This is a genomic window from Pectobacterium sp. A5351 (assembly GCF_028335745.1).
GTDB lineage: Bacteria > Pseudomonadota > Gammaproteobacteria > Enterobacterales > Enterobacteriaceae > Pectobacterium.
Genome location: NZ_CP116477.1, coordinates 2,694,048 through 2,716,858, shown reverse-complemented (window position 1 = coordinate 2,716,858; position 22,811 = coordinate 2,694,048). Strand labels below are relative to the sequence as shown.

The window sequence follows — 22,811 nt, the reverse complement described above, 5'->3', positions numbered from 1 at the left end:
GCGCCACGGCGTAATGAGGTGTGACATGATGACAACACAATCAATATTGGCGCAGGGGCAGCGGCGTCAGCCCGTGCTCGGTGGTGAAATCTGGCTCGTGGGCGCAGGGCCGGGCGATGTGGAACTGCTGACGCTGAAGGCGCTGCGGGCAATCCAGCAGGCAGATGTGGTGGTCTACGATCGGCTGGTGTCGGCGGAGATTATGGATCTGGTGTCGGAGCAGGCACTGTGCATCGACGTCGGGAAAACACGCGGCTGCCACCGTCTGTCACAGGAAAAAATCAATCAGCTGTTGGTCGAGTTGGCGCAGGCTGGGCAACGGGTGATCCGTCTTAAAGGCGGCGATCCCTTTATTTTTGGTCGCGGCGGCGAAGAGATGGACTATGCCCAGCAGGCCGGAATTGTCTGTCATGTGGTGCCGGGTATTACTGCCGCGACAGGCTGTGCGGCGGCCGTGGGGTTACCGTTGACCCATCGCGCCTGTGCACAGTCGGTACGTTTCGTGACCGGTCATTCGCGCGATGGCGAACCGCAGCTAGACTGGCCGACGCTGGCGGACAGCCAGCAAACGTTGGTGTTCTATATGGGGCTGAGCCACAGCAGTCGACTGTGCCAGCGCCTGATCGAACACGGGCTGTCCGCGCAGACGCCCGTTGCGATTATCGAACGCGGTACGCAGCCGGATCAGCGGCTATTGACCGCGACGCTGGCGACCTTACCTGCATTGCTGGCTCGCTATCAGCCACAGTCGCCGAGCCTGCTGGTGGTCGGTGACGTCGTCCGCTTCTGCCGTCATCCGGCGTTGCAGGTCGACGCGACTCCTGCGCGGTTGACGATGGAAAAACATGAAGCCGCCTGACGGCAACGGCTCCCTGTCTACCGCTAGCGCCTCGAAATAAACCGATTTTTCTTCGAGGCGCTTTCCACTTTCTATGCGTTTTTCTGCTTTATTACCGCGTTCCCGTTACTCTCTTAGAAGCATATTCGTACCCGTGATATGCTGGAGCTGGCGCGTGAGATTGGGTTACTATTTGAACGCTGGTCGGTGCCGCTGACGCAGCGTCGGGCGCTGTTATTTTATATTGCACAAGCGGGAAACACATCCAAACCCGCAGATTTCATTGACGCACTGGCTGCACCGCTATCAACCGGTCAGGAGGACATTATGACGATTGCAGAACAACTGAAAAAAATGGGATTCGAAGAAGGGAGCCAACACGGTATTCAGCAAGGATTGGAGCAGGGTATTGAACAAGGGATGAAAAACAGTGCCAGACAAATCGCCCGAGAGTTGCTGTTAACGGGTATGGATAAAGAAAAAGTGCGGCAAATTACCCGGCTTGAAAACGAAGAGCTGGAGCTGCTGGTCACGGCTATCCTGCATGACACACAGCACTAATGGCGTATTAAACGATACCGTACTAAAAACTGAGCGTTGCTGATGCCTGTTACAGAAAAAGGCCAGTCAGGCAACGCTCACGTCCTTTCGCTAACGCTTGCTTTTAGCTTTTGCGTACTCGGGCCGTCAGCCCTTTTAGAAAGTAGCGGATGACCTGATCGCCGCAGGTGCGATAGTTTTTATGATCAGGCGCGCGCATCATCGCGGTGACTTCCGGCACTGAAATGCGGAAATTTTGTTCCAGCAGGATCGCCTGAATATCATCCGTTTTTAGCGAAAATGCGACACGCAGCTTTTTCAGAATAATATTGTTGGTCATCTTGCGCTCAAACTGAGGCGTAGGCTGGTTTTCATCTTTGCCGCGTTTTTGCAGAATCAGTCCATTCAGGAAATAACTCATCACGATGTCCGGGCAAGGTTGATAGCCTTCCTCCCCCTCTTTTTTAACGTAGCTCGCCAACTGCTGGGGAGGGACGGTCATCTCCACCAGCGCCAGAATCTTCAGCAGGTGGTCATTGTTCAAATTCAGCATATAGCGCACGCTGCGCAGGACATCGTTATTCATCATTACGGAAGGGGTCTCGCCGTTCGTCTTGGTACAAAACGCACAGTATAAAGGGAACGGCGGAGAAATGCAGAAACGATCGTGGAATTAGTGAAACGTCTCCCGCCCCGTAAAGTGCCCGACCCAGCCTTCTGGATTGGTAAAAATACGGATCGCGACAAAATCAGGAAATTCGCCGCAGTCAAACCAGTGTGGCGTGTTGGCGGGAACGCGTAAGAGGTCGCCAGCCTCGCAGGTAAGCTGGAAAACCTGTTCGCCCATCGGTACAAAGAAGGTGCCGCTGCCGCGCACGAAGAAACGCACTTCATCTTCACTATGGGTATGTTCCTGAAGAAATTTTTCCCGCAGCGCCAGTCTCTCGGCATGATCTGGTGTCAGGCTAATTACATCGGCAGAGGTGTAGCCTTCCTGCTGTTTGAGACGCTCAATATCGGCATGGTACTGTGTCAAAATGGTTTCGCTGCTGGCATCGGGCGGCGGCGCGTCGGTCTGCCAGTGTTCTAACTGGATTCCGGCGCTGGCGAGCAGGGCCGCGATGTCAGTAAACGCGGTGAGCTGCTGGACGGGCTGTGTGATCTGCGGGCGGTGATAAATCGAGAGCGTTGTCATGACCGTTTTTCTCATCAGGATAGAAGAACCCTAACCATTCCCTTTATAGGGACAAAAAACAAGATGCTTTTTTTTATAACTTATTCCTGCAAATTCAATAGGTAACAATCATCACATCCGTGTATCAATGCTATTTCTATTTAATCACTAGCCATTATCATTTTTGTTATTTCGATTTAACTTTTCCCGTTGCTAATCTCTTTCACTGCTAATAATTTTATAAAAATCGGGATAAAAATGATGAAGACTCGCTTTTCTCGCCTCGCGGCATGCGTGCTGGCTACAGGGGTAATGACCTCGGTTCAGGCGGCGGATGAGACACTGTCATTGAAGGGAAAAACCATTGGTGTCGCCGTCGTGGGGACGCAGCATTTTTGGGATCGTGAGGCTTACAAAGGGGCGACCGAGGAAATCGAGAAACTCGGTGGGCAGGTCGTGGGCGTGGATGGCGGACGTGATAATCAGGTTCATGCCAATAACCACGATATTCTGCTGGCGCGCAAGGTCGATGCCGTTATCAGTATTCTCGGCGATAGCGCGGTAGAGCCGAAGTTTAAAGCGCTGCGTGAGGCAAAGATTCCGGTTTTTACCGTCGATCATGTTTCGTCTTACTCCATCAATAACACGACGTCGGATAATTATGCGATCGGTTCGACGATTGGGCGCTATACGGCGGATGCGCTGGGTGGAAAAGGGAATATCGCCGTTTTCAACGCGTTCTCCAACGCGCTGCGCATCTGTGGTATTCGCTATGACTTGTGGAAATACGTTCTGCAAGATTATCCAGGGATCAAAATTATTCAGCCTGAACTGGCTGAACAATATTCCAACTCGCCGGAAGACGCGCGCAAGAAAACCCTTGAACTGCTGAGCCAGCATCCGAAAGGCACGCTGGATGCCATCCACGTTGCCTGCTGGGATCAGCCCGCCATCGGCGTGGTGCAGGCATTGGAAGAAACCGGACGTGACAAGGATGTGAAGGTCACAGCGATTGATGCCGGGCCTGAAACGCTGGAAATTATGGCGGAAAAAGGCAGTCCATTTGTCGCTAACGTTGCACAGCAGCCGCGTCTGATTGGCACTACATCGGCGAAAAACGTCGCCCGTTATTTCGCGGGTGCCACGCTGCTGCCGCAGACGTTTGTACCGGTCTTGCCGGTCAAAGGGGAGGCAGAAGCCAAAGCGGTCTATAAACAGCTTGGCTATGGCGAACTGAAGTAAGGCTATGGCGGGATATCACTCAGCCCCGTCGCCATCCGGCGGCGGTCTGGCAATGGCACACATCAGCAAGCAGTTTACGGGGATTTCCGCGCTGGACAATGTCTCGCTAACGGTTCGGCCGGGAGAAATTCTCGGTCTGATCGGGGAGAACGGTGCGGGGAAATCGACCTTAATCAAGGTACTGGCTGGCGTTTATGCTGCGGACGGTGGTGAGATCGCTATCGATGGGCAGCGGCTGAGCGCCGTGACGCCAGCGGTTATCCACGCGCACGGCGTGCGTTTTATCCATCAGGAACTGCATCTGATTCCCCACTTTACCGTGGCGGAATCGGTGTTTCTCGGACAGGAGCCTGTGAGCCGCTGGCGAGGTGTCGATCGTCGGGCGATGCGGCGTGAAACGGAGCAGTTTTTTCAGCACACCTTTAATTTATCGATAGACGCTAACCGGCTGATTCGCGAGTTAAGCCTGGCGGAACGCAAACTGGTACAGATTGCGCGGGCGCTGATTGACGGTAAGGCGCGACTGGTCGTGTTTGATGAACCGACCGCGCCACTCGAAGCACGCGAAGCCGCGCAGCTATTGGATACGCTCCAGACGCTGAAACAGCGTGGTATCGCCATTATCTATGTCTCTCACTATCTTAATGAAATTGCGGATATCTGCGATCGCGTCACTGTATTACGCAATGGTAAGGGCGTGACGACGCTGGACGATCCTGAAACGAAGGATATCGATGGAATGATTCGCCTGATGGTGGGACGAGAAATTACCAGCCTATTCCATGGCGAAAAAAAGAGAACGGTCACAGCAATGCCATTGCTACAGGTTGAACAGCTCACCGATCGACAGCATTTCCAACCGATCCGTTTTCAGGTCGCAGCGGGAGAAATTGTTGGTATCGCAGGCCTGTTAGGGTCGGGACGTGAGGCGCTGATTGATGCGCTCTATGGTATTACGCCCGCCCGTGAGGGACATATTACGATCGAGGGGCAGACGCTGCGCCCGCGTTCTCCGGTACAGGCGATCGCACGGCGTATGGCGCTGGTGCCGCGCGATCGTCGTCACGATGGGCTGATTTTACCGCTATCCGTGGCGGACAATATCAATCTGGCTTCCTTGCCTGCGGTTGCCTGGCGTGGCTGGTTACGGCGCAAGAAAGCCGCTGCGCAGGCGAATCATCTGGCGCAGACGCTGGATATCCGACCGCGTGACGTGAGCCTGCCAGTGCGTAATTTAAGCGGTGGCAACCAGCAGAAGGTGATACTGGCACGCTGGCTGAAGACGGATACCCGTTTGTTCATATTGGATGAGCCGACGCTGGGTGTCGATATTGGCGCGAAGGCGGAAATTTATCAGCTGACCCGACAGCTCGCCGCCGAGGGGCGTGCGGTTATTGTGTCTTCCAGCGACGATGGCGAACTGCTGGGGCTGTGCGATCGTATTCTGGTGATGTGGCGCGGCGAACTCATCGCTGATATTGCGACTGAATCGCTCTCTCTGGATAGCCTGCTGGCGTTGACCAGCAGCGGTCGAACACAGGAGGCGGTATGACTCACTCTCTACAGTCCACCCGTCCGACATCGTGTTTAGTCTGGCTTGTCAATCATATTCCCTTGCTGCTGTTTGCAGCGCTATTGCTGTTTCTCTGCCTGAGCGCACCTTACTTTCTCAGTTGGCAGAATATCAGCATTATTTTGCGCCAAAGCGCGCCGCTGGCGATCTTGTGCTTCGGGCTGGTCTGTGTGATTACCGGCGGCGGTGACGATGTGGTTTCCGGCGGCATCGATCTCTCGCTGCCCGCGATCGCGGTACTTGCCGTGGCGATCGTCAGCGACGGTTTGACCAACGCAGGTATCAACTACCCCTGGCTGGTGTTACTGATGACGGGGGCGGCGCTATTGGCGGGGGCGGTGAATGCGGCGCTGGTGGTGGCGATTCGGCTACCGCCGCTGTTGGCGACATTAGCCAGTTCCGTAGCCGTTATCGGGCTCACTAATTTGCTGACCCAGCAGCGACGCATCAGCGTGAGCGATCCGGTGATTGTGGCGTTTCGCGATAGCACTCTGCTGGGGCTGCCGCTGGCGGTCTGGTTTATGCTGCTGGTCTTCCTCCTGTTTCAGTTTATCGTTCACTATAGCCGCTGGGGTCAGCATTTGCAGGCCGCTGGTGGAAACCGCGAAGCGGCGCAGCTGTCGGGCATTTCCCACACGCCATTGATGATTGGTTCGTATCTGTTAGGTGCATTGGCGGCGGCACTGGCCTCGCTGACGCTGGTGGCGCAAGGATCCGGCAGCTCGCCCGGCACGGCAGAACCGCTGTTGCTGGAGATGGTACTGGCGACGTTTCTTGGCGCGGCGTTCTCTCGCCGTCGGGTGGTCACCATCTGGGGCGCATTGCTGGGCACGCTGCTGGTGAACGCCCTGTCGAACGGTCTGGCGCTGCTGCGAGTCGATATCTTCTGGGTCGGCGCGATTAAGGGCGTACTGATTCTGGTGGTGCTCGCCGCCGCCTCGCTACGCAGGCAAAGGAGTCACGCGTGAAACCTTCTTCTTTGGCGGCACAGCCTGCGTTGCCGGGCGGCAGACTGGGACTATCGTTCTTTATCCGCTATGGTTTTCTGGTCATTCTGCTGGCGTTTCTGGTGTTTTTCTCGTTGCAAAACCCAATATTTTTGACGTTAGGCAACTGGGGAAACCTGCTGCAAGGTAGCGCCGTGCTGTTGATTGTGGCGCTGGCCATGACGCTAGTGGTGACGGCCGGTGGGATCGATCTGTCGGTGGGCGTTGCGCTGGACTTTGGCGCCGCCTTCGCGCTGGTGGCACTCAAAGTCTATGGTCTGCCGTGGCAGGCTGCGGTATTGGCCGCGTTGGCGGGTGGTGCGCTGGTGGGGTTGGTTAACGCGGTGCTGATTATTCACTGTCGGATTAAGCCATTCCTGGCAACGCTGGGAACCTGGTTTATCGGCAGCAGTATTGAGCGCATTTACACCGAGGGCGGCGGGCCGATCGCTTACCGCCGGATGGCACCGCAGTACCACGAGCTGGCTGTGGGTGACCTGTGGGGCATTCCGGTGCCGATCGTGATTGTCGCGGTGCTGTGGTTTGCCTATTACCTGTTATTTGAACGGACGATTGCGGGTAAACGTATCCATGCGATGGGGTTGAATGCGCCAGCGGCGCTGATTGCCGGCGTTAACGTGCGGCGCACGATGTTCTGGTTGCTGATTATCACGTCGGTGACGTGCGCCATCGGCGGTGTCGTGTTATCCGCCAATCTGCGTCAGTTTACCCCGCTGGCCGGACAGGCTTACCTGATGGACGCGATTGCCGCCGTTTTCATCGGCACCGCGTTTCATGCGCAGGGGCGACCGAATGTGTCTGGGACGCTAATCGGCGTGCTGTTTCTCGGCATGATCGCCAACGGTTTGAACCTGATGGGGCTGAACTTCATCGTAAAAGATGCGCTGAGCGGCGTGATTTTGGTGCTGGCGCTTGCGCTCTCTTTCCTGCAAGGGCGGCTGCGCCAGCGGCAATAAATGTTCAAACATGAATAAAAAAACAGAATGTGAAGAAGCAGAATGTGAAGAAGGAGCGAGCGTGAGTCAGTTTGATGCGGTTTTTGTTGGATTAACCATTCTGGATGTCGCTGGTCGGCCGGTGACCGGTTTGCCTGAAGGCGGCGGCGTCCACTTTATTGACGAGATCCGCCTTAATCCTGCCGGGACGGCCAGCGGTGCAGCGATGAATGCCGCCAAACTAGGTATTCGCACGGCAACGGCGGCCTGCCTCGGTGAGGATGAAAAAGCCGATTTTATTTTGGCGACCTATCGCAAGCTGGGCATCGACTGTTCTCTGGTGCAGCAAACGGTGGCGGCATCGACTTCTGCGACGATACTGACCATTCGACCGGACGGCGAGCGCCCGGCGCTGCATTATCGCGGCGCGTCAGATCACCTGTTCATTGATGAGCAGGACTTTGATGCCGTGTGCAATGCGCGTTTCTTACACCACGGCGGCACGGGGCTGCTGGCGAAAATGGATCAGGGGCAGAGCGCGCGTCTGCTTCGCCACGCCAAAGCGAAGGGGCTAACGACCAGTTTCGACCTTATCGCGCCAAATACCGAGACGTTGGCACTGCTGACGCCGTTGCTGCCAGATGTCGACTACTTTATGCCATCGCTGGACGAGGCCGCGTTTATCTCCGGCCTGACTAAACCGGCAGAGATTGCGGCTTTCTTTCTCGATCGCGGTGTCGGCACCTGCATCTTCAAAGCGGGAGCGGATGGGTCTTACGTGTTCGGTCAGGGTGTCGCGCTGCGCATTCCCGCCTACCGTGTGGCAGTATCGGATACCACGGGCTGCGGCGACAGCTACTGCGGCGGCTTTATTGCCGGTCTGGCGAAAGGCTGGGAGCTGGAACAGGCCTGCCAGCTCGGCTCGGCCGTTTCAGGACTGGTCGCCACCGGTCTGGGGTCTGATGCGGGCGTAATTGACTGGGAACATACACTGAAGTTTATGGCAGAAACGCCTACCTATTATACTCGTCATACTTCAAGCTGCATGTGCGTTGGCTGCATTCAGTCACCCGAATCACTTACTTGAGTAAGCTCATCGGGACTCCTTCTCTTGCCGCGTTACGAGGCGCATAAATGAGCCTCGCCCTACGGGTCAACGCCTTGCGTTGTTCAAAACGCTAACGTTTTGTCCTGCAACTCGAATTATTTAGAGTAAAGATCAGTGCCGAGTCTATTTCCATTCGTAAAGCAGTGGTTCACCGCGAATGAAGCGCTGTAGGTCGGCAGCAATCATCGCGGTGTGTTTCACCAGCGTCTCCCGCGTCGCGCCAGCAATGTGCGGTGTGAGTACCACGTTATCAAATTCGGTAATGAACGGGTGATGACGCCAGAGCGGTTCGCTGTCGTAAACGTCAAGTGCGGCACCTGCCAGCCACTTTTTGCGTAGCGCTGCGATCAGGTCGGCTTCGACAATCACGGCCGCACGCGAGGTGTTGATCAGATAGGCGGTGGGACGCATGGTTCTGAGTCTGTCGAGGTTGACCAGCCCTTTGGTCTGCGGTGTGCTGTTCAGATGCAGGCTGACGAAATCGGATTGCGAAAACAGCTGATCCAGCGTGGCTTTTCGCATGCCCGGTTCATCAATCTCTTCGGCGGCGATATACGGATCGGCAATCAGTAGTTGCATACCGAAGGCGCGTGCCAGTTTCCCGACACGGCGACCGATACTGCCATAGCCGATGAGGCCGAGCGTCTTGTTTCGCAGTTCGCCGCCTTTGAAAACTTCATACGGGCTGTGTTTGTCTACGTCCCACACCACATCCTGCCGTAACCCGTTTTGCGTCTGTAAGGCGGTGTCGGTTTCGCGCGTGAACTCCCCACGTTTTAGTGCGCTATGGGCCTGAGGGATGTGGCGTGCGGCATTCAACATCAGCGCCAGCGTCAATTCTGCGGCAGCATCAGCATTGCGTCCGGGCGTGTAAAGCACCGGGATGCCTCGGCGGTGGGCGGCCTCGATATCAATATTTACCGGGTTGGCGCGAGTACAGGCAATGAGCCGCAGGTGAGGGCAAGCCTCAATGACGCGGGCGGTAATGTCGTCATAGCTGGTGACGATGACATCGGCGTTTTCCGCCAGTCGAATCAGCGCCGCTTCGCCCAGTTTGGGCTGACCGATGGCCCAGCCGTCCACAACCAGTTCCCCCAACGCCTGAAAGGCATCAAGGCTGCCGCCATATTCGGCGGTAAATACAATCTTCATGAGGCAAGACTTTCCTGTGAGGTAGGCGTTGTGTACGACTGCGTTGCGCTGTGGTTCTCTAGTGCATTAAGTGCCTGAGCCCGCGCCTGCCAGAGCGGCTGTAGCTGGTCGCGCAACTGGCGAAAAACCGGAAACAGTGTCTGATAGTGCTGATGGGCGTTAGCATCGGGGAGAAATGTTGACGCCTGCGCGTTGATGGCGGGAACGAGGTTGGCACTTTCTCCGATGGATAAGGCGGCAAGGCGCGCCGCGCCGCATGCGCTTAGCTCTTTGACCGAGCTGGCGATCACCCGCCGTCCGGTGCAGTCCGCGATAATTTGCAGCCAAATCTCTGAAGCGGCACCACCACCGGCGATGTAGAGATCGCCGTGGGCAGGGTAACCGCTGAGCGAATCGGTAATCGCATAGGCGAGTCCCTCAAAGACCGCGCGCAGTAAATGGGCGTTGGTCGTGGATTGCTCGATACCAAAAAATCCCGCTCGTGCTGAGGTACTGTAAAACGGCGCCCGCTCGCCATTAAGGTAAGGCTGATAGAACACGCCGCCGCTACCAGGAGGTACGCGGGTAATACGTGCGTTGATAGTCTGAAAGTCGGCATCGTCAGCCAGCGCGTTCAGCGCCCAGTCGATATTCGGCGTGCCGGACTGCATCGCGAACAGGTTGAGATAGTGGCCCGGCCAGGCGTGCGCGACAAAACGGGTTTGCAAACTCACCTGCGTTAAACCACGGCACACAATGCCGGTGCAGCAGGTGGTGCCAAGAATGGTAAAAATGTCGCCGTCATGAATGGCACCGATGCCCAGTGCGGCGGCAGACACATCCAGTGCGCCTGCGCAGACGGGGATTCCCGCAGGCAGACCCGTTTGTGCGGCGACGGCGTCGCTGAGCGTGCCGACGATATCATCAGAGTAGAGCAACGGTGGTAAAAGCGGTTTGATCGCATGTAAGTCGAGCTTATCCAGCACCGTTTTTGACAGCGTTTCGCTATGCAGATCCAGCAGCGACGTACCGGCGTCCGTCAACTCCAGATTCGCCTGTCCCGTTAGTCGAAAGCGTACCCAGTCTTTGGCAAAAAAGAAGTAATCGGCGTCGTCTAGCGAATCTGGCTGGTGCTGTACCAGCCAGCGTAATTGCTGCGCGCTGTTGCACGGGAGCAGGGGAGAACCGGTTTCGGGAAAGAGCGCCGCTTCCAGATTCGGGCGCTGTTTAAGCTGATGAACCTGTTCTGCCGTCCGGGTATCGCTCCAGAGGATGGCTTGCCGTACCGGTTGCCCGTGGCGATCGCTCAGCCAGACGCCCTCACCTTGACCGGCCAGCCCGATGGCCCGCACACGCCCGTGATGAAGCAGCGGCGAAGCGGCCAGCGTTTTTAGGGTGGAAAGTACACCGACCCAGACATGGTGCATATTTTGTTCAGCATAGCCAGGCTGTGGAGAATCGGTAACGGTGTTGGCCGACGCAATCTGAAGTTCGTTGAAATCGGCATCGAATAGCACCGATTTGACCTTTGAGGTCCCGATATCAATGCCAATGTAGTAATCCATCCACGCTGCCTCATAAAACCTGTATCAGCACCAGAATAATGGAAAAATGACGGCCGCTATATTCATAGAAATGCAAAGCAAAGCGTCAATATTGAAATAGCAAGAGAGTGGAATAGCGGATAAAAAGCAATGGCGGGAAAAAACTTACTCTGCGGGTTGAGACAGAATGGCGTCAAGCAGGCCGGGGAAGCGCTGTTGCATGTCGCTGCGGCGTAACCGGTTGATGTGCGTGGTGCCGCTGTTAGTGGTATGCAGCAAGCCGGAATCGCGCAACACGCGAAAATGGTGCGATACGCTGGATTTCGGGCGGCCGCCGTCAAGTTCGCTGCATGTGGCTTCTTCTTGTATGGACAAACAACGCACAATGGATAAGCGTAACGGATCGCTCAAGGCGTACAGGACGCGCTCAAGAGTAAATTCTTCAGGAGATGGGTGCTTAAAAGGTCTCATAGATGAATTATAGCGATAGGGTTGTCTAAAATCCATTGTTCGATTAATATCGAAATATCGAAGTAACTAGACAAGGTAGGAAATATTATGTCCGCACTGTTTCAACCCTTCAAACTGAAAGAGATTACGTTACGCAACCGCATTGCCGTTCCACCGATGTGTACCTATTCCGCGAATGATGGCCTGATTAATGAGTGGCATCAGGTGCATTATGCTTCGCTGGCGCGCGGCGGTGCCGGGTTGGTTATCGTGGAAGCGACGGCGGTCGCCCCCGAAGGTCGCATTTCTCCGCGCTGTACCGGAATTTGGAACGATGAGCAGGCGCAGGCGTTTGCCAGGGTCGCCACATCCATTAAGGAGGGAGGTGCCGTGCCGGGAATTCAGATCGCCCACGCTGGACGCAAAGCCAGCGCCAACATTCCCTGGGAAGGCGATGACCATATCCCTGCTGGCGATTCACGCGGCTGGCAGACCATTGCCCCAACCGCTGAAGCTTTCGGCGCGAACCTGTCCAAACCGCCGCAGGAAATGACGCTGGAAGATATCGCCCGTGTTCGTGATGATTTTGTCGCTGCGGCGCGCCGCGCGCTGGAAGCCGGGTTTGAATGGCTGGAGCTGCACTTCGCTCATGGCTATCTGGCACAGAGTTTCTTCTCCGTTCATTCCAACAAGCGTAACGATCAGTACGGCGGCAGTGTTGACAACCGTAGCCGTTTTCTGCTGGAAACGCTGGCTGCCGTTCGCGACGTGTGGCCGCAGCACCTGCCGCTGACCGCCCGTTTCGGCGTGATTGAATTTGACGGACGTGATGAAGAAACCTTGCAGGAATCCATTGAGCTGACGCGTCGCTTTAAAGCCGCAGGGCTGGATATGCTGAGCGTCAGCATCGGGTTCTCTACGCCGGAAGCGAGAATTCCGTGGGCACCGGCCTTTATGGGGCCGATAGCTAAACAGGTACGCGAGCAGGCCGATCTGCCTGTTTCTTCCGCCTGGGGCTTCGGCACGCCGGAACTGGCTGAGCAGGCTGTGGCATCAGGTCAGTTGGATCTGGTGATGGTGGGTAAAGCGCATTTGGCGAACCCGCACTGGAGCTATCAGGCCGCTCGCGAACTGGGCATCGAACGCGCTTCATGGACGCTGCCAACGCCTTACGCCCACTGGCTGGAGCGCTATTAATCCCTGTCATTGCGGATCAATCTCTCTGTGGCAGCTATATGCATGCCAATATAAGAAATAGTTGAGTTTCGTGGTGATAAACGGGGCTATTTTTCTGTAGCTCTGATATCACGCCCGACTGAGGGTGCCCAATCGCTGGGCGCTCTCAGAACCCTGACTTTTGGCGTGAATGATGCCGCTAACGCGTTCCCTTCGTTGCCCATATCTGCCTTTCAGGCCCTCAGTGACGCGTTCCCTACGCGGCACTGACTTTCGCGACGTCCTGCCGCTCACTCGGCGTTCATGTTCACCTCAGCATAATTTTTACGCCGTGAAGATCGGGACCATAAACGATACGTGTTGGTTGACGTTTCCTAATGTTATGAGTGGCAGATGCCGCCTGTTTCATTAACTTATATTGTTCGCATTCAGTGCCTGATACAGGTCATCAATCAAGTCCTGCACATTTTCAATCCCCACTGATAAACGCAATAGCTGTGGTGTGATCCCTTTTTGCAGTCTTTTTTCCAACGGTACGGAAGCGTGCGTCATGGAATAGGGCTGACTAATCAGGCTTTCTACGCCGCCCAGGCTTTCTGCCAGTGTGAATAACCGCGTGCGTTTAATGACCTCACGGGCATCGTTTTCGTTGCCTTTTAGCCGCACAGAGATCATGCCGCCAAAACCGCGCATCTGCTGCTGCGCCAGCGCGTACTGCGGGTGGCTTGGCAGCCCCGGATAGTAAACCTGCTCGACCTGTGGCTGGAGTTCCAGCCAGTGCGACAGTTGAAGCGCGCTCTGGCTATGGCGTTCAATACGCAGCGCCAGTGTGCGAATACCGCGCAGCGTCAGGAAACTGCTAAACGGATCGAGCACGCCGCCAATCGCGTTTTGTAGATAGGCCAACTGTGAGGCGAGTTCCCGGTTATCTCCGACCACCGCCAGCCCGGCAATCACGTCTGAATGGCCATTGAGGTACTTGGTCGCGGAGTGCACCACAATATCAAACCCGACATCCAGCGGACGTTGAATTGCCGGCGAAGCAAACGTGTTATCCGCGACGCTGATGACGTGGTGTTTTTTAGCTAACGCGGCGATGGCCGTCAGATCGGCCAGTTTCAGCAGCGGGTTGGTCGGTGTTTCCACCCAGATCATTTTTGTCTGCGGTGTAATGGCGTTCTCCAGTGCGGCGAGATCGGTGGGGTCAACGTAGGTCACCTGTAATCCGGCGGTGCGTTTGCGGACATTTTCTAACAGACGCCACGTGCCGCCGTAGAGATCGTCGACGGCCACGATATGGCTGCCGTGATCGAGTAGTTCTAGCAAAGTGGAACTGGCGGCCAGACCGGAAGCGAACGCGAATCCGCGTGTTCCGCCTTCCAGTTCGGCAATCGCTGCTTCCAATGCATCACGCGTTGGGTTGCCGCTACGCGAATATTCGTAACCGGTATGTTCACCGGGCGCGGGCTGGGCAAACGTGGAGGTCGCGTAAATCGCGGGCATGACCGCACCGGTGCTGTCTGGTGTATAGCCCGCGTGAACGGTTTGGGTATCGAATTGAGGCATGGTTTACTCCTGAGTGATAAGAAAAGAGCAGCGTGAGAAACGCATTAGCGGAGCATCTGCCGCCAGTGGTTCAGGACATCTGTGCGCGTAATCAAACCGAGAAAACGTTCGCCGTCGAGAATCACCGCGACGAATCCCCGATCAAAAATCGCCAACAGTTGGTCGGGTGACGCCTCTTTTGGCAGCGTCTCGACTTGATCGGACATCGCCTCACGTGCGGTCAGCGAAAAATGCTGGGTATCGTTTTTTAGACTGTTAAGCAGATCCCACTCATCGATCACGCCGACGACGCGATCGTTGTCCAGGACGGGTAATTGGGAGATGTCGTACAGCCGCATACGGGCATGCACGACGCTGAGCGTGTCGTCAGGTGACACTGAAACCGTGGCACCTTCATCGTGGCGATAGGTAATGAGGTCGCGCAGATCGCCGTGTGGTGGACGCGTGATAAGTCCTTTCTCAATCATCCAATAGTCGTTGAACATTTTGGACAGGTATTTATTGCCGCTGTCGCAAACGAAGGTAACGACCCGTTTGGGTTCGGTTTGTGCCCGACAGTAGCGCAGGGCGGCAGCCAGTAAGGTGCCGCTGGAGGAGCCTGCCAATACGCCTTCTTTGCGCAGCAGTTCCCGAGCAGTGTGGAAGGATTCGGCATCATCAATCGCGTAAGCGTGAGTGACCTGAGTGAAATCGGCCAGTGCAGGCACGAAATCCTCGCCAATGCCTTCCACCAGCCAGCTTCCGGCCTCACCATATTCGCCTCGCTGTAGGTAGTCAGCCAGAATCGATCCGCTGGGGTCGGCCAGGATAAAGGCGGTCTGCGGCGATAACTCTGCGAAGTAGCGGTTCAAGCCGCCTAGTGTGCCGCCGGAACCGACTCCGACGGCGATTGCGTCAACCTGTTCCTCCATTTGTTGCCACAGTTCAGGGCCGGTCGTGCGATAGTGCGCTTCCAGATTGGCCAGATTATTGAACTGATCGATGTAGTACGCATTGGGCGTTTCCTCTGCCAGTCGACGGGCAGAGTCCTGATAATAGTCAGGGTGACCTTTGGCGACGTCAGAGCGCGTGAGTCGCACTTCGGCACCGAGCGCCCGCAGGTGAAAGATTTTCTCGCGGCTCATCTTGTCCGGCACCACCAGAATCAGGCGATAGCCCTTCAGCGCGGCAACCAGCGCCAGACCAAGTCCGGTATTGCCTGCGGTGGCTTCAACGATGGTGCCGCCCGGTTTCAGCCAGCCCCGCTGCTCGGCATTTTCGATCATGGACAGCGCCACTCGGTCTTTAATTGAGCCGCCGGGGTTCTGATTCTCCAGTTTGACGAATAGTCGGCAGGGGCCGGTATCAAACTGGGTTAGCTCCAGTAGCGGCGTGTGGCCGATGAAGTCGAGAACGGATTCAGCACGTTTCATAGCATGTCACTCTGTCGGGAATAGCGGATGCGACATAGTAGATCTGCTACAAATCGGAAATGAACGAAGTAAATCACCAAAGAAAATGCATTTAAGTAATATAATACTCTGTTTGGCCGTAGGGATGTGCAGAGGCGTAGCGGTGCAGGTGTATAGACTGCCAGCGAAAAGGCTTAACAAATCGCTTTATTATATAAGTAAGGATTGCTCTTATAGCATTGATTCAATTAGTGAAGAGTAAATTACTGTTAATCTATGCCAAATAATATTTGGCCGATGATAGTGGCGTATTTTTTCAAAAAGAGGGTGAATGTTGAGACATGAACTATGGGTCGAGCCTGATGGATGCCAGACTTTCTGTCTTGCGTGTTCACGCGGAGAGGTAGCTAAAAAATTTTTACATCCAGATTCAAAACTTATATGGGAAGTAGAGGCCTCAAGCCGTTTTGAAGTAATGACACGCTATTACTCATTTATGAACTGGGGGGAATATAAAACACCTTTTGCTGAGCTAGAGCGTATGACGTACCGCGAAATGGGCTGGGAAAATTAATGGTACAATTATCACGTGGTTATTCGAAAAAAAGCCTCAAGTTCTGAAAAACCGATGGCATGTTTTGCATAAGAAAATGTGCCATCACTGCTGATTTCCTGTGCTGCCTGAATAAATGCGCCATAGGCGAATCGAGCCATTGATGCACCTACGCTTATGCGCCGAACGCCAGCCTGTGAAAGCGCTTCAACACTGTAAACATTTCCGGGCAAGCCATTACAACATTGACAGGTTTTTTAACCGACTGGCAGAGGGTGTGGATCATCGAGAGATCGTGAATGCCGGGGGCATAGAGAACATCTGCACCTGCTTTTTCGAAAGCCTGAAGTCTTAGGATCGTTTCATCAAGATCCTGATGACCCCACATGAAATTTTCAGCCCGCGCCGTAATAACGAAATGTGGATCACATGCATCACGCGATTCAACCGCTGCCGACATTCTTTCGACCGCGAGACTTAAATCGAAGATAGGTTCTTCTGGTCGGCCAGTATGATCCTCAAGAGAACAGCCTGCAAGCCCGGCGTCAACGGCAATCCTAATGGTTTCAGCGGCGCTATCTGGGCTGTCACCGATTCCTTTCTCAAGATCGGCTGACACGGGTAGTGTGGTCGCTGCCACGATGCTCCGGCAATGATGAATTGTCTGTTGCCAGGGGACCTGACCTTCAGTCATTCCGAGAGAAAAAGCGAGGCCGGCACTGGTTGTGGCGAGAGCCGTAAAACCCATTCTTTCAAGTATTCTGACCGTGCCAATGTCCCATGGATTAGGAATGACAAAGGTATTCCCGGATTCGTGAAGCAGGCGAAAGGCTCTACTTTTGTTGCTCATAACGCTCTCATGAAGGCTGATTTCATACTCTACTGTTATAAACTATCTGGTTGACGGTACGCCATAAATACGGCATTGAAATACTATTTTACTGCGCGTGTAAATACGCCTCATACCAGCGGCTGAGCTGTTCGGTAACGGGGCGGTGTTCGGGGTTAAATGGGCGACCGTCCAGTGCTTTTACCGGGGTGATGCCCGCCAGCGTGCCGGTGACAAAGGCTTCATCGGCGGTGAGCGCTTCTGCCAGCGTAAAATCCTGAGCCTTGACCTTCAGCCCGTTAGCCTGCGCGAGAGCGATAATGGTCTGGCGAGTCATGCCGTTGAAGCAGTAGCGTCCTGACGACGTCCACAGTTCACCGCGGCGGACGATAAAAAAATTGGTGGAGTTACAACTGGCGACAAAACCGTGCGGATCCAGCATCAGCGCTTCATCGGCACCGGCCTGCAAGGCCTGTAGCAGCGCCTGAATAAGATTGAGACGACTGTGTGAGTTCAGCCGCAGATCGAAGACGTCTGGTGTGCTGGTGCGATAGGTGGAGGTAAACAGCGTCAGCCCGCGCTTTTTCGCCGCCGTATCGACGACCTTATACTCTGCCACGCACACGATGGTTGCGCCGCCGATAATAAAGCGGGGATCCTGATTCGGCGTATGTTTTTTCCCTCGGGTAATCATCAGGCGAATATGCGCGCCATCGGTCATGCCGTTGACGGCGAGCGTTTTGTAGAGAATATCGATCAGCGCCTCCCGACTGTGGCCGATATCCAGTTGGATTGCGGCGGCACCGTCGAACAGGCGATCCAGATGGGCATCCAGCGCGATCAGGCGGCTGTTAACCAAACGTAATCCTTCCCATACGCCGTCACCGCACACGTACCCGGAATCAAAGATCGACACCACCGCGTTATCGCGATGAACAAATTCCCCATTCACATACACCTGTACGTCGTTATTACGCGGATCCTGCAAATAGGCCTGACTGCTTTGGCTGGATAACGTGGGTTGCATTTTGCTGTTCCTGAATGTGAATGATGAATTAAAAGGCCCGCTCGGCAAAGCGGGCAAGAAAGGCCTGTGTACGTGGTTGCTGTGGATTTTTCAGCACTTGTTCGGCGCTGCCCATTTCATGGATCACGCCATTCTCGATAAAGATGACGCGGTCGGCGAAGTGGTAGGCGAATCCCAGTTCATGGGTGACCAGCAGCAATGTGCGACCTTCGTCCGCTAATTCACGGATGGTGTGCAGCACTTCCCCCACTAGCTCTGGGTCCAGTGATGAGGTCGGTTCATCAAACAGCATGATCTCCGGCGACATGGCCAGCGCACGGGCAATTGCCACGCGCTGCTGCTGGCCGCCAGACAGGTTGGCGGGACGTGCGTCTTGCTTGTTGCTCAATCCAACCTTTTCCAACTGGGTTTTGGCGATGGCATCCGCATCATGGCGCGGCATTTTTTTCACCGACACCAGCGCTTCACGCACATTTTCCAACACGGTCATATGGGGGAACAGATTGAACTGCTGAAAGACCATGCCGACGCGTTCACGCACGGCGCATAGTTGCTTTTCCGGATAGTCGCGTTGGCCTTGTGCATTGGTTTTTCCCAACACGACGCCATCCAGTTCGATGGTACCCGCGCTGGGGATCTCCATGAAATTCAGGCAGCGCAGCAGGGTGCTTTTTCCCGACCCGCTGCCGCCGATGATGGCAATTTTTTCACCGCGTCGCACATCCAGATCGATCCCTTTCAATACCTCAACGGCCCCGAAGCGCTTATGGATTCCGCGAATGCGCAGAACGATATCTTCACTCAACGTACTAGTCTCATTCAAAGTACGATTTTCATTCAAAGCACGATTTTCATTCAAACTAATAGCTTCACTCATAGCAATCCTGTGGTGCTAGTCAGACTAGGGGGTGGAACGGAAACGACGCTCAAGCCGTGCGGCAAGGTAGCTCCCCGGCCAGATCAAAACGAAATAGAGCAGCGCCACCACCGTCAGAATTTCCAGCGGACGATAATAGGTGCTGCTCAGCAGCCGCCCTTGGTACATCAGTTCGTTGACGGCCAGTATCGAGGCCAGCGAGGTGACCTTAGCCAGCTCGATCATCCGGTTGGTGAGGGCGGGTAGCATGTTGCGTAACACCTGCGGCAGCACCACGCGCCGCAGGATCACCGCCTGCCGCATGCCCAGCGCTTTCGCCCCTTCCCACTGCCCGTGGTCGATGGATTGCAGCCCCGCGCGGAAAATCTCCGTACAGTAGGCGGCGCTATAGAGCGTCAGCGCCAGTGCGGCGGCGGCAAAGGTGCTGAACTGCACACCGACCAGAACCGGGAAGGCGTAATAAAACCAGATCAACTGAATTAGCACTGGCGTGTTGCGGAAGATTTCGACAAAGATCCTGGCAGGGAGCGACAGCCAGCGTTTGCCAAACACGCGAAACAGACCGAAAACCAGCCCCAGCGTCGTACCCAGTACCCCCGCCAGCAGCCAAAGTTCGAGCGTGACGCCAAGGCCTTTCAGCAATACGGGAAGATTTTGCCAGACCAGCGAGAAATCCCATTGATAGTGCATGATGTTCCTTACGCGAGCCGACGGTCTGCCAGCGACAGCCGTTTCTCAATATGTTGACTAAACAGGCTAATCAGCAGCAGCAGGGTGAAATACATCACCGCCACCAAACTGTAGACTTCCAGCGGTCGGTAGGTTTGGCTGTTGATCTGCATGGCCTGATAAAGCAGCTCGCTGTAGGCCAGAGATGACGCCAGCGACGTAGATTTGATGAGTTCAAACGAGCGCTCAATAAAGGGCGGGATCATTCGACGTAATGCTTGTGGGAGAATAACCCGACGTAGCGCCGTCGATTTCGGCATGCCCAGCGCTTTGGCACCTTCCCATTGCCCGGCGTGAATGGAGGAAATCGCACCACGGTAGACCTCGGCATAGAATGCGCCGGACTGTGCAGACAGCGCGATCACAGCGGCAGTAAAAGGCGAAAAGGTTAAGGGCGTAATGACGGGCAGGGCGTAGTAAATCCAGAAAAAATGCACCAGCGCGGGTGTATTACGATAAAAACCAATCAACATCGCGGCGGGCAAACGCAAGAGCCGCCGGGGCGACATTTTCATCGCGGCGAGCACCATGCCTGCTAGCATACCGATCAGGATGCTGGTAACACCGATCTTTATCGTTCCCCATAGCCCCTCCAGCAGCAGCTGGTGATAGGGCCAGATGGCGGAAAAATCCCACTGATACGACATAAGTAAACTGCCCCTGGAAAGTGCGTAATTAGGAAATACGTTTCTTATTTTGTTAGAACCTATGCATCTTAGCAGGTCGAAAAAATGATAAATAAATAATAAAACGTGGTGCTAATATTCCTTTTATGTATAAACAATGATGAATTTTCGATGACTCACTCTGCCGTATTACCGCTGACGCTGCGTCTGGCGACCTTTTCTCATCGGTTGACGATTCAGGACGTTCCCGCCGCGTTAAGACGAAAAATCGCGCTGCATTTTATCGACAGTCTGGGCTGTGGCATTGCAGGCGCAAACAGTCAGGTGGTGCGGGACTGCGCACGTGTCACCCGACTGCACTACGCCGCAGGTAACCGTCCAGTATTGGATGGCGGTGCGCCGCTGGCGGCCATCGGCGCGGCGTTTTTGAATGCGGCGGCGATCAATGCGCTGGATTACGATGATGGCTATGAGGTTGCCGGACGCGGTATGGGGCACCCCGGTGCCTCGTTGGTTGCCGCCGCGCTGGCAGCAGTTGGCTCGGAGCCGATCGACGGCGGTGCGCTGATTTGCGCGCTGGCGGCGGCGTATGAAATCAATGGCCGGATCATTCAGTCTCAACAGCCGAGTCCGGCGCGTTTCCAGCAGGTTTATGGCGTATGCCAGCATGAATCCATCGGCGCGGCGGTAGCCTACGGATTACTGACGGGGTGTGATGCGGCAGGATTAGAGAACGCCATCGGTCTGGCAGCGTCGCTGACGCCGTTGCCCAGCCTGCACAAATACAATTGGCAGCAGCGGCCGCTGGTGTCTTTCAAAGATTACAACGCCCCAGCGGCAGAATCCGGCGTCCGTGGGGTAGAGCTGCATCGCGGTGGGATTATCGGCCCAAGAGATGTGCTGTCCGGCGAGCAAGGGTTCTGGCGCATGATGGGATCTGACCGCTTTGATGAAGCGGCATTGCTGACTGGATTAGGAGAGGAGTGGGCCATCCAGCACGCCAGCTTCAAAGCGTATCCGGCTTGTCGCTGGATACATACCGCACTGGAATCCTTCGAGGGCGTACAGCATGAGCTGGCGCTGTCACCGCAGGATATTGACGTTGTTCGGGTAAAAGGAAGCCAGAGGCTGGCCGCTGACTTTATGGATACGCGACCGCAAAATGCAACGGACGCGCAGTTCAGCCTGCCGTTTGCGCTGGCGTGTCTGGCCTACCGGATTCCGCGCCATCGCTGGAGTGCGGATGACACCTTAACCAATCCAGAACTTCTGGCGCTGGCCGATAAGGTTCACGTTGAGGTTTCTCCTGAACTCGACCAACTTATGGCGCAGGCACGTCGGCCAGTGTTGCAGGTTGATGTTGTCACGCGGGGAAAGGTAGTGAGCGGTGAGCGCATTGCGTTTCCGCTGGGGTGCGCAGAACACCCGCTAGCGGAAAGCCGTATTATGGATAAATTTGCGGAGAATCTCTCGTCCCGATTTGTCCCAGCAACGGTTGCGGAGGCAACGGCGGCGTTATCCGACCTTGAGCAATGTCAGGATGTCGCCGCGCTGCTGACCCCGCTAATGCAGATGGCCTGAATCCGTCCAGGACTGTCGCTTTAGCCGCTTGGCTTATTTCCAGTCTTCTTTAATGACCGACGGCACTTTGCTGACGTCCACGCCGCGTAGCTTGAGAGCCTGTTCATAGTAGTGCTGCGTCTTGCCGGATTGATACAGTTTGGCAAACTCGTCATTCAGGAAGTTATGGAAAGTCTGATCGTCCTCTTTACGGATGGCTCCGCTGGTGCTGACTTCGATAATCGGTTTCGGCAGAATCAGATTGCCTTTGCCGACTTTAGCCTGTTGCAGCGCCAGCGCAGGATGGAAGTAAGACAGTGCATCGACGCGGCCTGCATAAAACGCGGCGACGCCTTCATCCATATTTGGGAAGCGTACCAGTTGGGCCTTTGGCAGACGTTTGGTCAGAATCAGGTCTGGGCTGGAACCCAGCGTGACGCCGATTTTAACATCTTCCCGATTGAGGTCGTCCCAGTTGGTCACCGTAATGCCATCGCGAATCAACACGCCTTGCGCATACCAAAAGAAAGGTTGCTCAGGAAAATCGACCGCTTTTTTCCGCTCTTCCGTTGGGTCGAGCACCAGCATGGTATCGATCTGGCCGGTTTGTAAGGCGGCAATGGCATTGCCCCATGTGGTTTCCACCGTCACCAGTTTTACCCCAAGGTCTTTTGCCAGTTCTTTGCCGATGTTATAGCCGATGCCATCCCATTCTCCGGTTGACGGGTTTTTAAAATACCACGGCTCACCCTGTGCCACGCCGATACGTAACTCACCGGTCTGTTTGATGTGTTGCCAGGTTGAGATTTGCGTTTCCGTAGCCTGACTAAAGAAGGCCGCGCTAATCAGCGTTATTGCCATGACTACCTGGTGAAGAGAACGTTTCATTATCATTACCCTGATGGTTGAATTTTAATCGAGGCGATATGTTTCGC

21 protein-coding genes and 2 pseudogenes are annotated in these 22,811 nt (G+C 55.1%); 9 read left to right on the top strand and 14 right to left on the bottom strand.

The genetic code is table 11. From position 1 onward, the window contains the following. The first annotated feature begins 25 nt into the window (after nt 1–25). Complete coding sequence (cobA, locus tag O1Q74_RS12615; protein ID WP_271873583.1) at nt 26–859, top strand: uroporphyrinogen-III C-methyltransferase; 834 nt, start codon at nt 26–28, stop codon at nt 857–859. 117 nt (nt 860–976) lie between these two features. After that, a pseudogene (locus tag O1Q74_RS12610) lies at nt 977–1,399 on the top strand (Rpn family recombination-promoting nuclease/putative transposase); the annotation flags it as partial. Nucleotides 1,400–1,502: 103 nt separating this feature from the next. On the opposite strand, the gene O1Q74_RS12605 reads toward O1Q74_RS12610, so the two are convergent. Then, nucleotides 1,503–1,967 (bottom strand): DUF1456 family protein, encoded by a 465-nt coding sequence (locus tag O1Q74_RS12605; RefSeq protein ID WP_271873582.1) that lies wholly within the window; start codon nt 1,965–1,967, stop codon nt 1,503–1,505. 84 nt (nt 1,968–2,051) lie between these two features. Next, complete coding sequence (locus tag O1Q74_RS12600) at nt 2,052–2,573, bottom strand: 1,2-dihydroxy-3-keto-5-methylthiopentene dioxygenase (protein WP_334311412.1); 522 nt, start codon at nt 2,571–2,573, stop codon at nt 2,052–2,054. Between the two features lie 240 nt (nt 2,574–2,813). Between O1Q74_RS12600 and O1Q74_RS12595 the strand changes: the two genes are divergently transcribed. The 5 genes and pseudogenes from O1Q74_RS12595 to O1Q74_RS12575 form a co-directional block, all read left to right on the top strand. Continuing rightward, on the top strand, nt 2,814–3,794 hold the full coding sequence (locus O1Q74_RS12595) for a sugar ABC transporter substrate-binding protein (protein WP_421667264.1): 981 nt from the start codon (nt 2,814–2,816) through the stop codon (nt 3,792–3,794). Between the two features lie 4 nt (nt 3,795–3,798). Further along, nucleotides 3,799–5,346, top strand: coding sequence for a sugar ABC transporter ATP-binding protein (locus O1Q74_RS12590; RefSeq protein WP_271873580.1), 1,548 nt, complete (start codon nt 3,799–3,801; stop codon nt 5,344–5,346). Then, nucleotides 5,343–6,335: an ABC transporter permease gene (locus O1Q74_RS12585; protein ID WP_271873579.1), complete on the top strand. Its 993-nt coding sequence runs from the start codon at nt 5,343–5,345 to the stop codon at nt 6,333–6,335. The genes O1Q74_RS12590 and O1Q74_RS12585 overlap by 4 nt, the downstream gene beginning before the upstream one ends. Then, nucleotides 6,332–7,330 (top strand): ABC transporter permease, encoded by a 999-nt coding sequence (locus O1Q74_RS12580; RefSeq protein ID WP_271873578.1) that lies wholly within the window; start codon nt 6,332–6,334, stop codon nt 7,328–7,330. The genes O1Q74_RS12585 and O1Q74_RS12580 overlap by 4 nt, the downstream gene beginning before the upstream one ends. A 61-nt stretch (nt 7,331–7,391) precedes the next feature. Further along, a pseudogene (locus tag O1Q74_RS12575) lies at nt 7,392–8,324 on the top strand (carbohydrate kinase family protein); the annotation flags it as partial. A gap of 216 nt (nt 8,325–8,540) precedes the next feature. Here the strand turns inward: O1Q74_RS12575 and O1Q74_RS12570 are convergent. The 3 genes from O1Q74_RS12570 to O1Q74_RS12560 all read right to left on the bottom strand — a co-directional run bounded on the left by O1Q74_RS12570 (nt 8,541) and on the right by O1Q74_RS12560 (nt 11,467). Beyond that, complete coding sequence (locus O1Q74_RS12570) at nt 8,541–9,569, bottom strand: 2-hydroxyacid dehydrogenase (protein ID WP_271873576.1); 1,029 nt, start codon at nt 9,567–9,569, stop codon at nt 8,541–8,543. After that, a complete protein-coding gene (locus tag O1Q74_RS12565) occupies nt 9,566–11,113 on the bottom strand; it encodes an FGGY-family carbohydrate kinase (protein ID WP_271873575.1) in 1,548 nt (515 codons plus the stop codon). The genes O1Q74_RS12570 and O1Q74_RS12565 overlap by 4 nt, the downstream gene beginning before the upstream one ends. A gap of 144 nt (nt 11,114–11,257) precedes the next feature. Next, the gene (locus tag O1Q74_RS12560) at nt 11,258–11,467 is read right to left on the bottom strand and encodes an ArsR/SmtB family transcription factor (protein ID WP_271873574.1); all 210 of its coding nucleotides are present in this window, start codon (nt 11,465–11,467) and stop codon (nt 11,258–11,260) included. Nucleotides 11,468–11,650: 183 nt separating this feature from the next. Between O1Q74_RS12560 and O1Q74_RS12555 the strand changes: the two genes are divergently transcribed. Continuing rightward, the gene (locus tag O1Q74_RS12555) at nt 11,651–12,739 is read left to right on the top strand and encodes an NADH:flavin oxidoreductase/NADH oxidase (RefSeq protein ID WP_271873573.1); all 1,089 of its coding nucleotides are present in this window, start codon (nt 11,651–11,653) and stop codon (nt 12,737–12,739) included. Between the two features lie 387 nt (nt 12,740–13,126). On the opposite strand, the gene O1Q74_RS12550 is transcribed toward O1Q74_RS12555, so the two are convergent. The 8 genes from O1Q74_RS12550 to O1Q74_RS12515 all read right to left on the bottom strand — a co-directional run bounded on the left by O1Q74_RS12550 (nt 13,127) and on the right by O1Q74_RS12515 (nt 20,337). Then, nucleotides 13,127–14,284, bottom strand: coding sequence for a trans-sulfuration enzyme family protein (locus O1Q74_RS12550; protein WP_271873572.1), 1,158 nt, complete (start codon nt 14,282–14,284; stop codon nt 13,127–13,129). A gap of 44 nt (nt 14,285–14,328) precedes the next feature. Next, nucleotides 14,329–15,696, bottom strand: coding sequence for a cystathionine beta-synthase (locus tag O1Q74_RS12545; protein WP_271873571.1), 1,368 nt, complete (start codon nt 15,694–15,696; stop codon nt 14,329–14,331). Between the two features lie 564 nt (nt 15,697–16,260). Further along, entirely contained in the window at nt 16,261–16,389 is a 129-nt protein-coding gene (locus tag O1Q74_RS12540) for a hypothetical protein (RefSeq protein ID WP_271873570.1), read from the bottom strand. A gap of 14 nt (nt 16,390–16,403) precedes the next feature. After that, nucleotides 16,404–17,078, bottom strand: coding sequence for an isocitrate lyase/PEP mutase family protein (locus O1Q74_RS12535; RefSeq protein WP_271873569.1), 675 nt, complete (start codon nt 17,076–17,078; stop codon nt 16,404–16,406). 88 nt (nt 17,079–17,166) lie between these two features. Beyond that, a complete protein-coding gene (locus O1Q74_RS12530) occupies nt 17,167–18,084 on the bottom strand; it encodes an aminotransferase class IV (RefSeq protein WP_271873568.1) in 918 nt (305 codons plus the stop codon). Nucleotides 18,085–18,112: 28 nt separating this feature from the next. After that, on the bottom strand, nt 18,113–18,889 hold the full coding sequence (locus O1Q74_RS12525; RefSeq protein ID WP_271873567.1) for an amino acid ABC transporter ATP-binding protein: 777 nt from the start codon (nt 18,887–18,889) through the stop codon (nt 18,113–18,115). A 96-nt stretch (nt 18,890–18,985) separates the two neighbouring features. Further along, nucleotides 18,986–19,651 carry an amino acid ABC transporter permease gene (locus O1Q74_RS12520; protein WP_271873566.1) on the bottom strand — a complete coding sequence of 222 codons (666 nt, stop codon included), beginning with the start codon at nt 19,649–19,651 and terminating at the stop codon, nt 18,986–18,988. Nucleotides 19,652–19,659: 8 nt separating this feature from the next. After that, nucleotides 19,660–20,337, bottom strand: coding sequence for an amino acid ABC transporter permease (locus tag O1Q74_RS12515; protein ID WP_271873565.1), 678 nt, complete (start codon nt 20,335–20,337; stop codon nt 19,660–19,662). A 150-nt stretch (nt 20,338–20,487) separates the two neighbouring features. Between O1Q74_RS12515 and O1Q74_RS12510 the strand changes: the two genes are divergently transcribed. Continuing rightward, nucleotides 20,488–21,897, top strand: coding sequence for an MmgE/PrpD family protein (locus O1Q74_RS12510; RefSeq protein ID WP_271873564.1), 1,410 nt, complete (start codon nt 20,488–20,490; stop codon nt 21,895–21,897). 33 nt (nt 21,898–21,930) lie between these two features. Here the strand turns inward: O1Q74_RS12510 and O1Q74_RS12505 are convergent, their stop codons facing one another. Next, the gene (locus tag O1Q74_RS12505; protein ID WP_271873563.1) at nt 21,931–22,764 is read right to left on the bottom strand and encodes a transporter substrate-binding domain-containing protein; all 834 of its coding nucleotides are present in this window, start codon (nt 22,762–22,764) and stop codon (nt 21,931–21,933) included. Nucleotides 22,765–22,811: the final 47 nt, after the last annotated feature.

Bases quoted from the DNA above. Each gene is read 5' to 3' on its own strand.
- O1Q74_RS12585 (WP_271873579.1), top strand. From the start codon at position 5,343: ATGACTCACTCTCTACAGTCCACCCGTCCGACATCGTGTTTAGTCTGG.
- O1Q74_RS12545 (WP_271873571.1), bottom strand. From the start codon at position 15,696: ATGAAACGTGCTGAATCCGTTCTCGACTTCATCGGCCACACGCCGCTA.
- O1Q74_RS12540 (WP_271873570.1), bottom strand. From the start codon at position 16,389: ATGGCTCGATTCGCCTATGGCGCATTTATTCAGGCAGCACAGGAAATC.
- O1Q74_RS12590 (WP_271873580.1), top strand. From the start codon at position 3,799: ATGGCGGGATATCACTCAGCCCCGTCGCCATCCGGCGGCGGTCTGGCA.
- O1Q74_RS12505 (WP_271873563.1), bottom strand. From the start codon at position 22,764: ATGAAACGTTCTCTTCACCAGGTAGTCATGGCAATAACGCTGATTAGC.
- O1Q74_RS12565 (WP_271873575.1), bottom strand. From the start codon at position 11,113: ATGGATTACTACATTGGCATTGATATCGGGACCTCAAAGGTCAAATCG.
- O1Q74_RS12600 (WP_334311412.1), bottom strand. From the start codon at position 2,573: ATGACAACGCTCTCGATTTATCACCGCCCGCAGATCACACAGCCCGTC.
- O1Q74_RS12515 (WP_271873565.1), bottom strand. From the start codon at position 20,337: ATGTCGTATCAGTGGGATTTTTCCGCCATCTGGCCCTATCACCAGCTG.
- O1Q74_RS12520 (WP_271873566.1), bottom strand. From the start codon at position 19,651: ATGCACTATCAATGGGATTTCTCGCTGGTCTGGCAAAATCTTCCCGTA.
- O1Q74_RS12595 (WP_421667264.1), top strand. From the start codon at position 2,814: ATGAAGACTCGCTTTTCTCGCCTCGCGGCATGCGTGCTGGCTACAGGG.
- O1Q74_RS12605 (WP_271873582.1), bottom strand. From the start codon at position 1,967: ATGATGAATAACGATGTCCTGCGCAGCGTGCGCTATATGCTGAATTTG.
- cobA (WP_271873583.1), top strand. From the start codon at position 26: ATGATGACAACACAATCAATATTGGCGCAGGGGCAGCGGCGTCAGCCC.
- O1Q74_RS12535 (WP_271873569.1), bottom strand. From the start codon at position 17,078: ATGAGCAACAAAAGTAGAGCCTTTCGCCTGCTTCACGAATCCGGGAAT.
- O1Q74_RS12550 (WP_271873572.1), bottom strand. From the start codon at position 14,284: ATGCCTCAATTCGATACCCAAACCGTTCACGCGGGCTATACACCAGAC.
- O1Q74_RS12530 (WP_271873568.1), bottom strand. From the start codon at position 18,084: ATGCAACCCACGTTATCCAGCCAAAGCAGTCAGGCCTATTTGCAGGAT.
- O1Q74_RS12555 (WP_271873573.1), top strand. From the start codon at position 11,651: ATGTCCGCACTGTTTCAACCCTTCAAACTGAAAGAGATTACGTTACGC.
- O1Q74_RS12570 (WP_271873576.1), bottom strand. From the start codon at position 9,569: ATGAAGATTGTATTTACCGCCGAATATGGCGGCAGCCTTGATGCCTTT.
- O1Q74_RS12510 (WP_271873564.1), top strand. From the start codon at position 20,488: ATGACTCACTCTGCCGTATTACCGCTGACGCTGCGTCTGGCGACCTTT.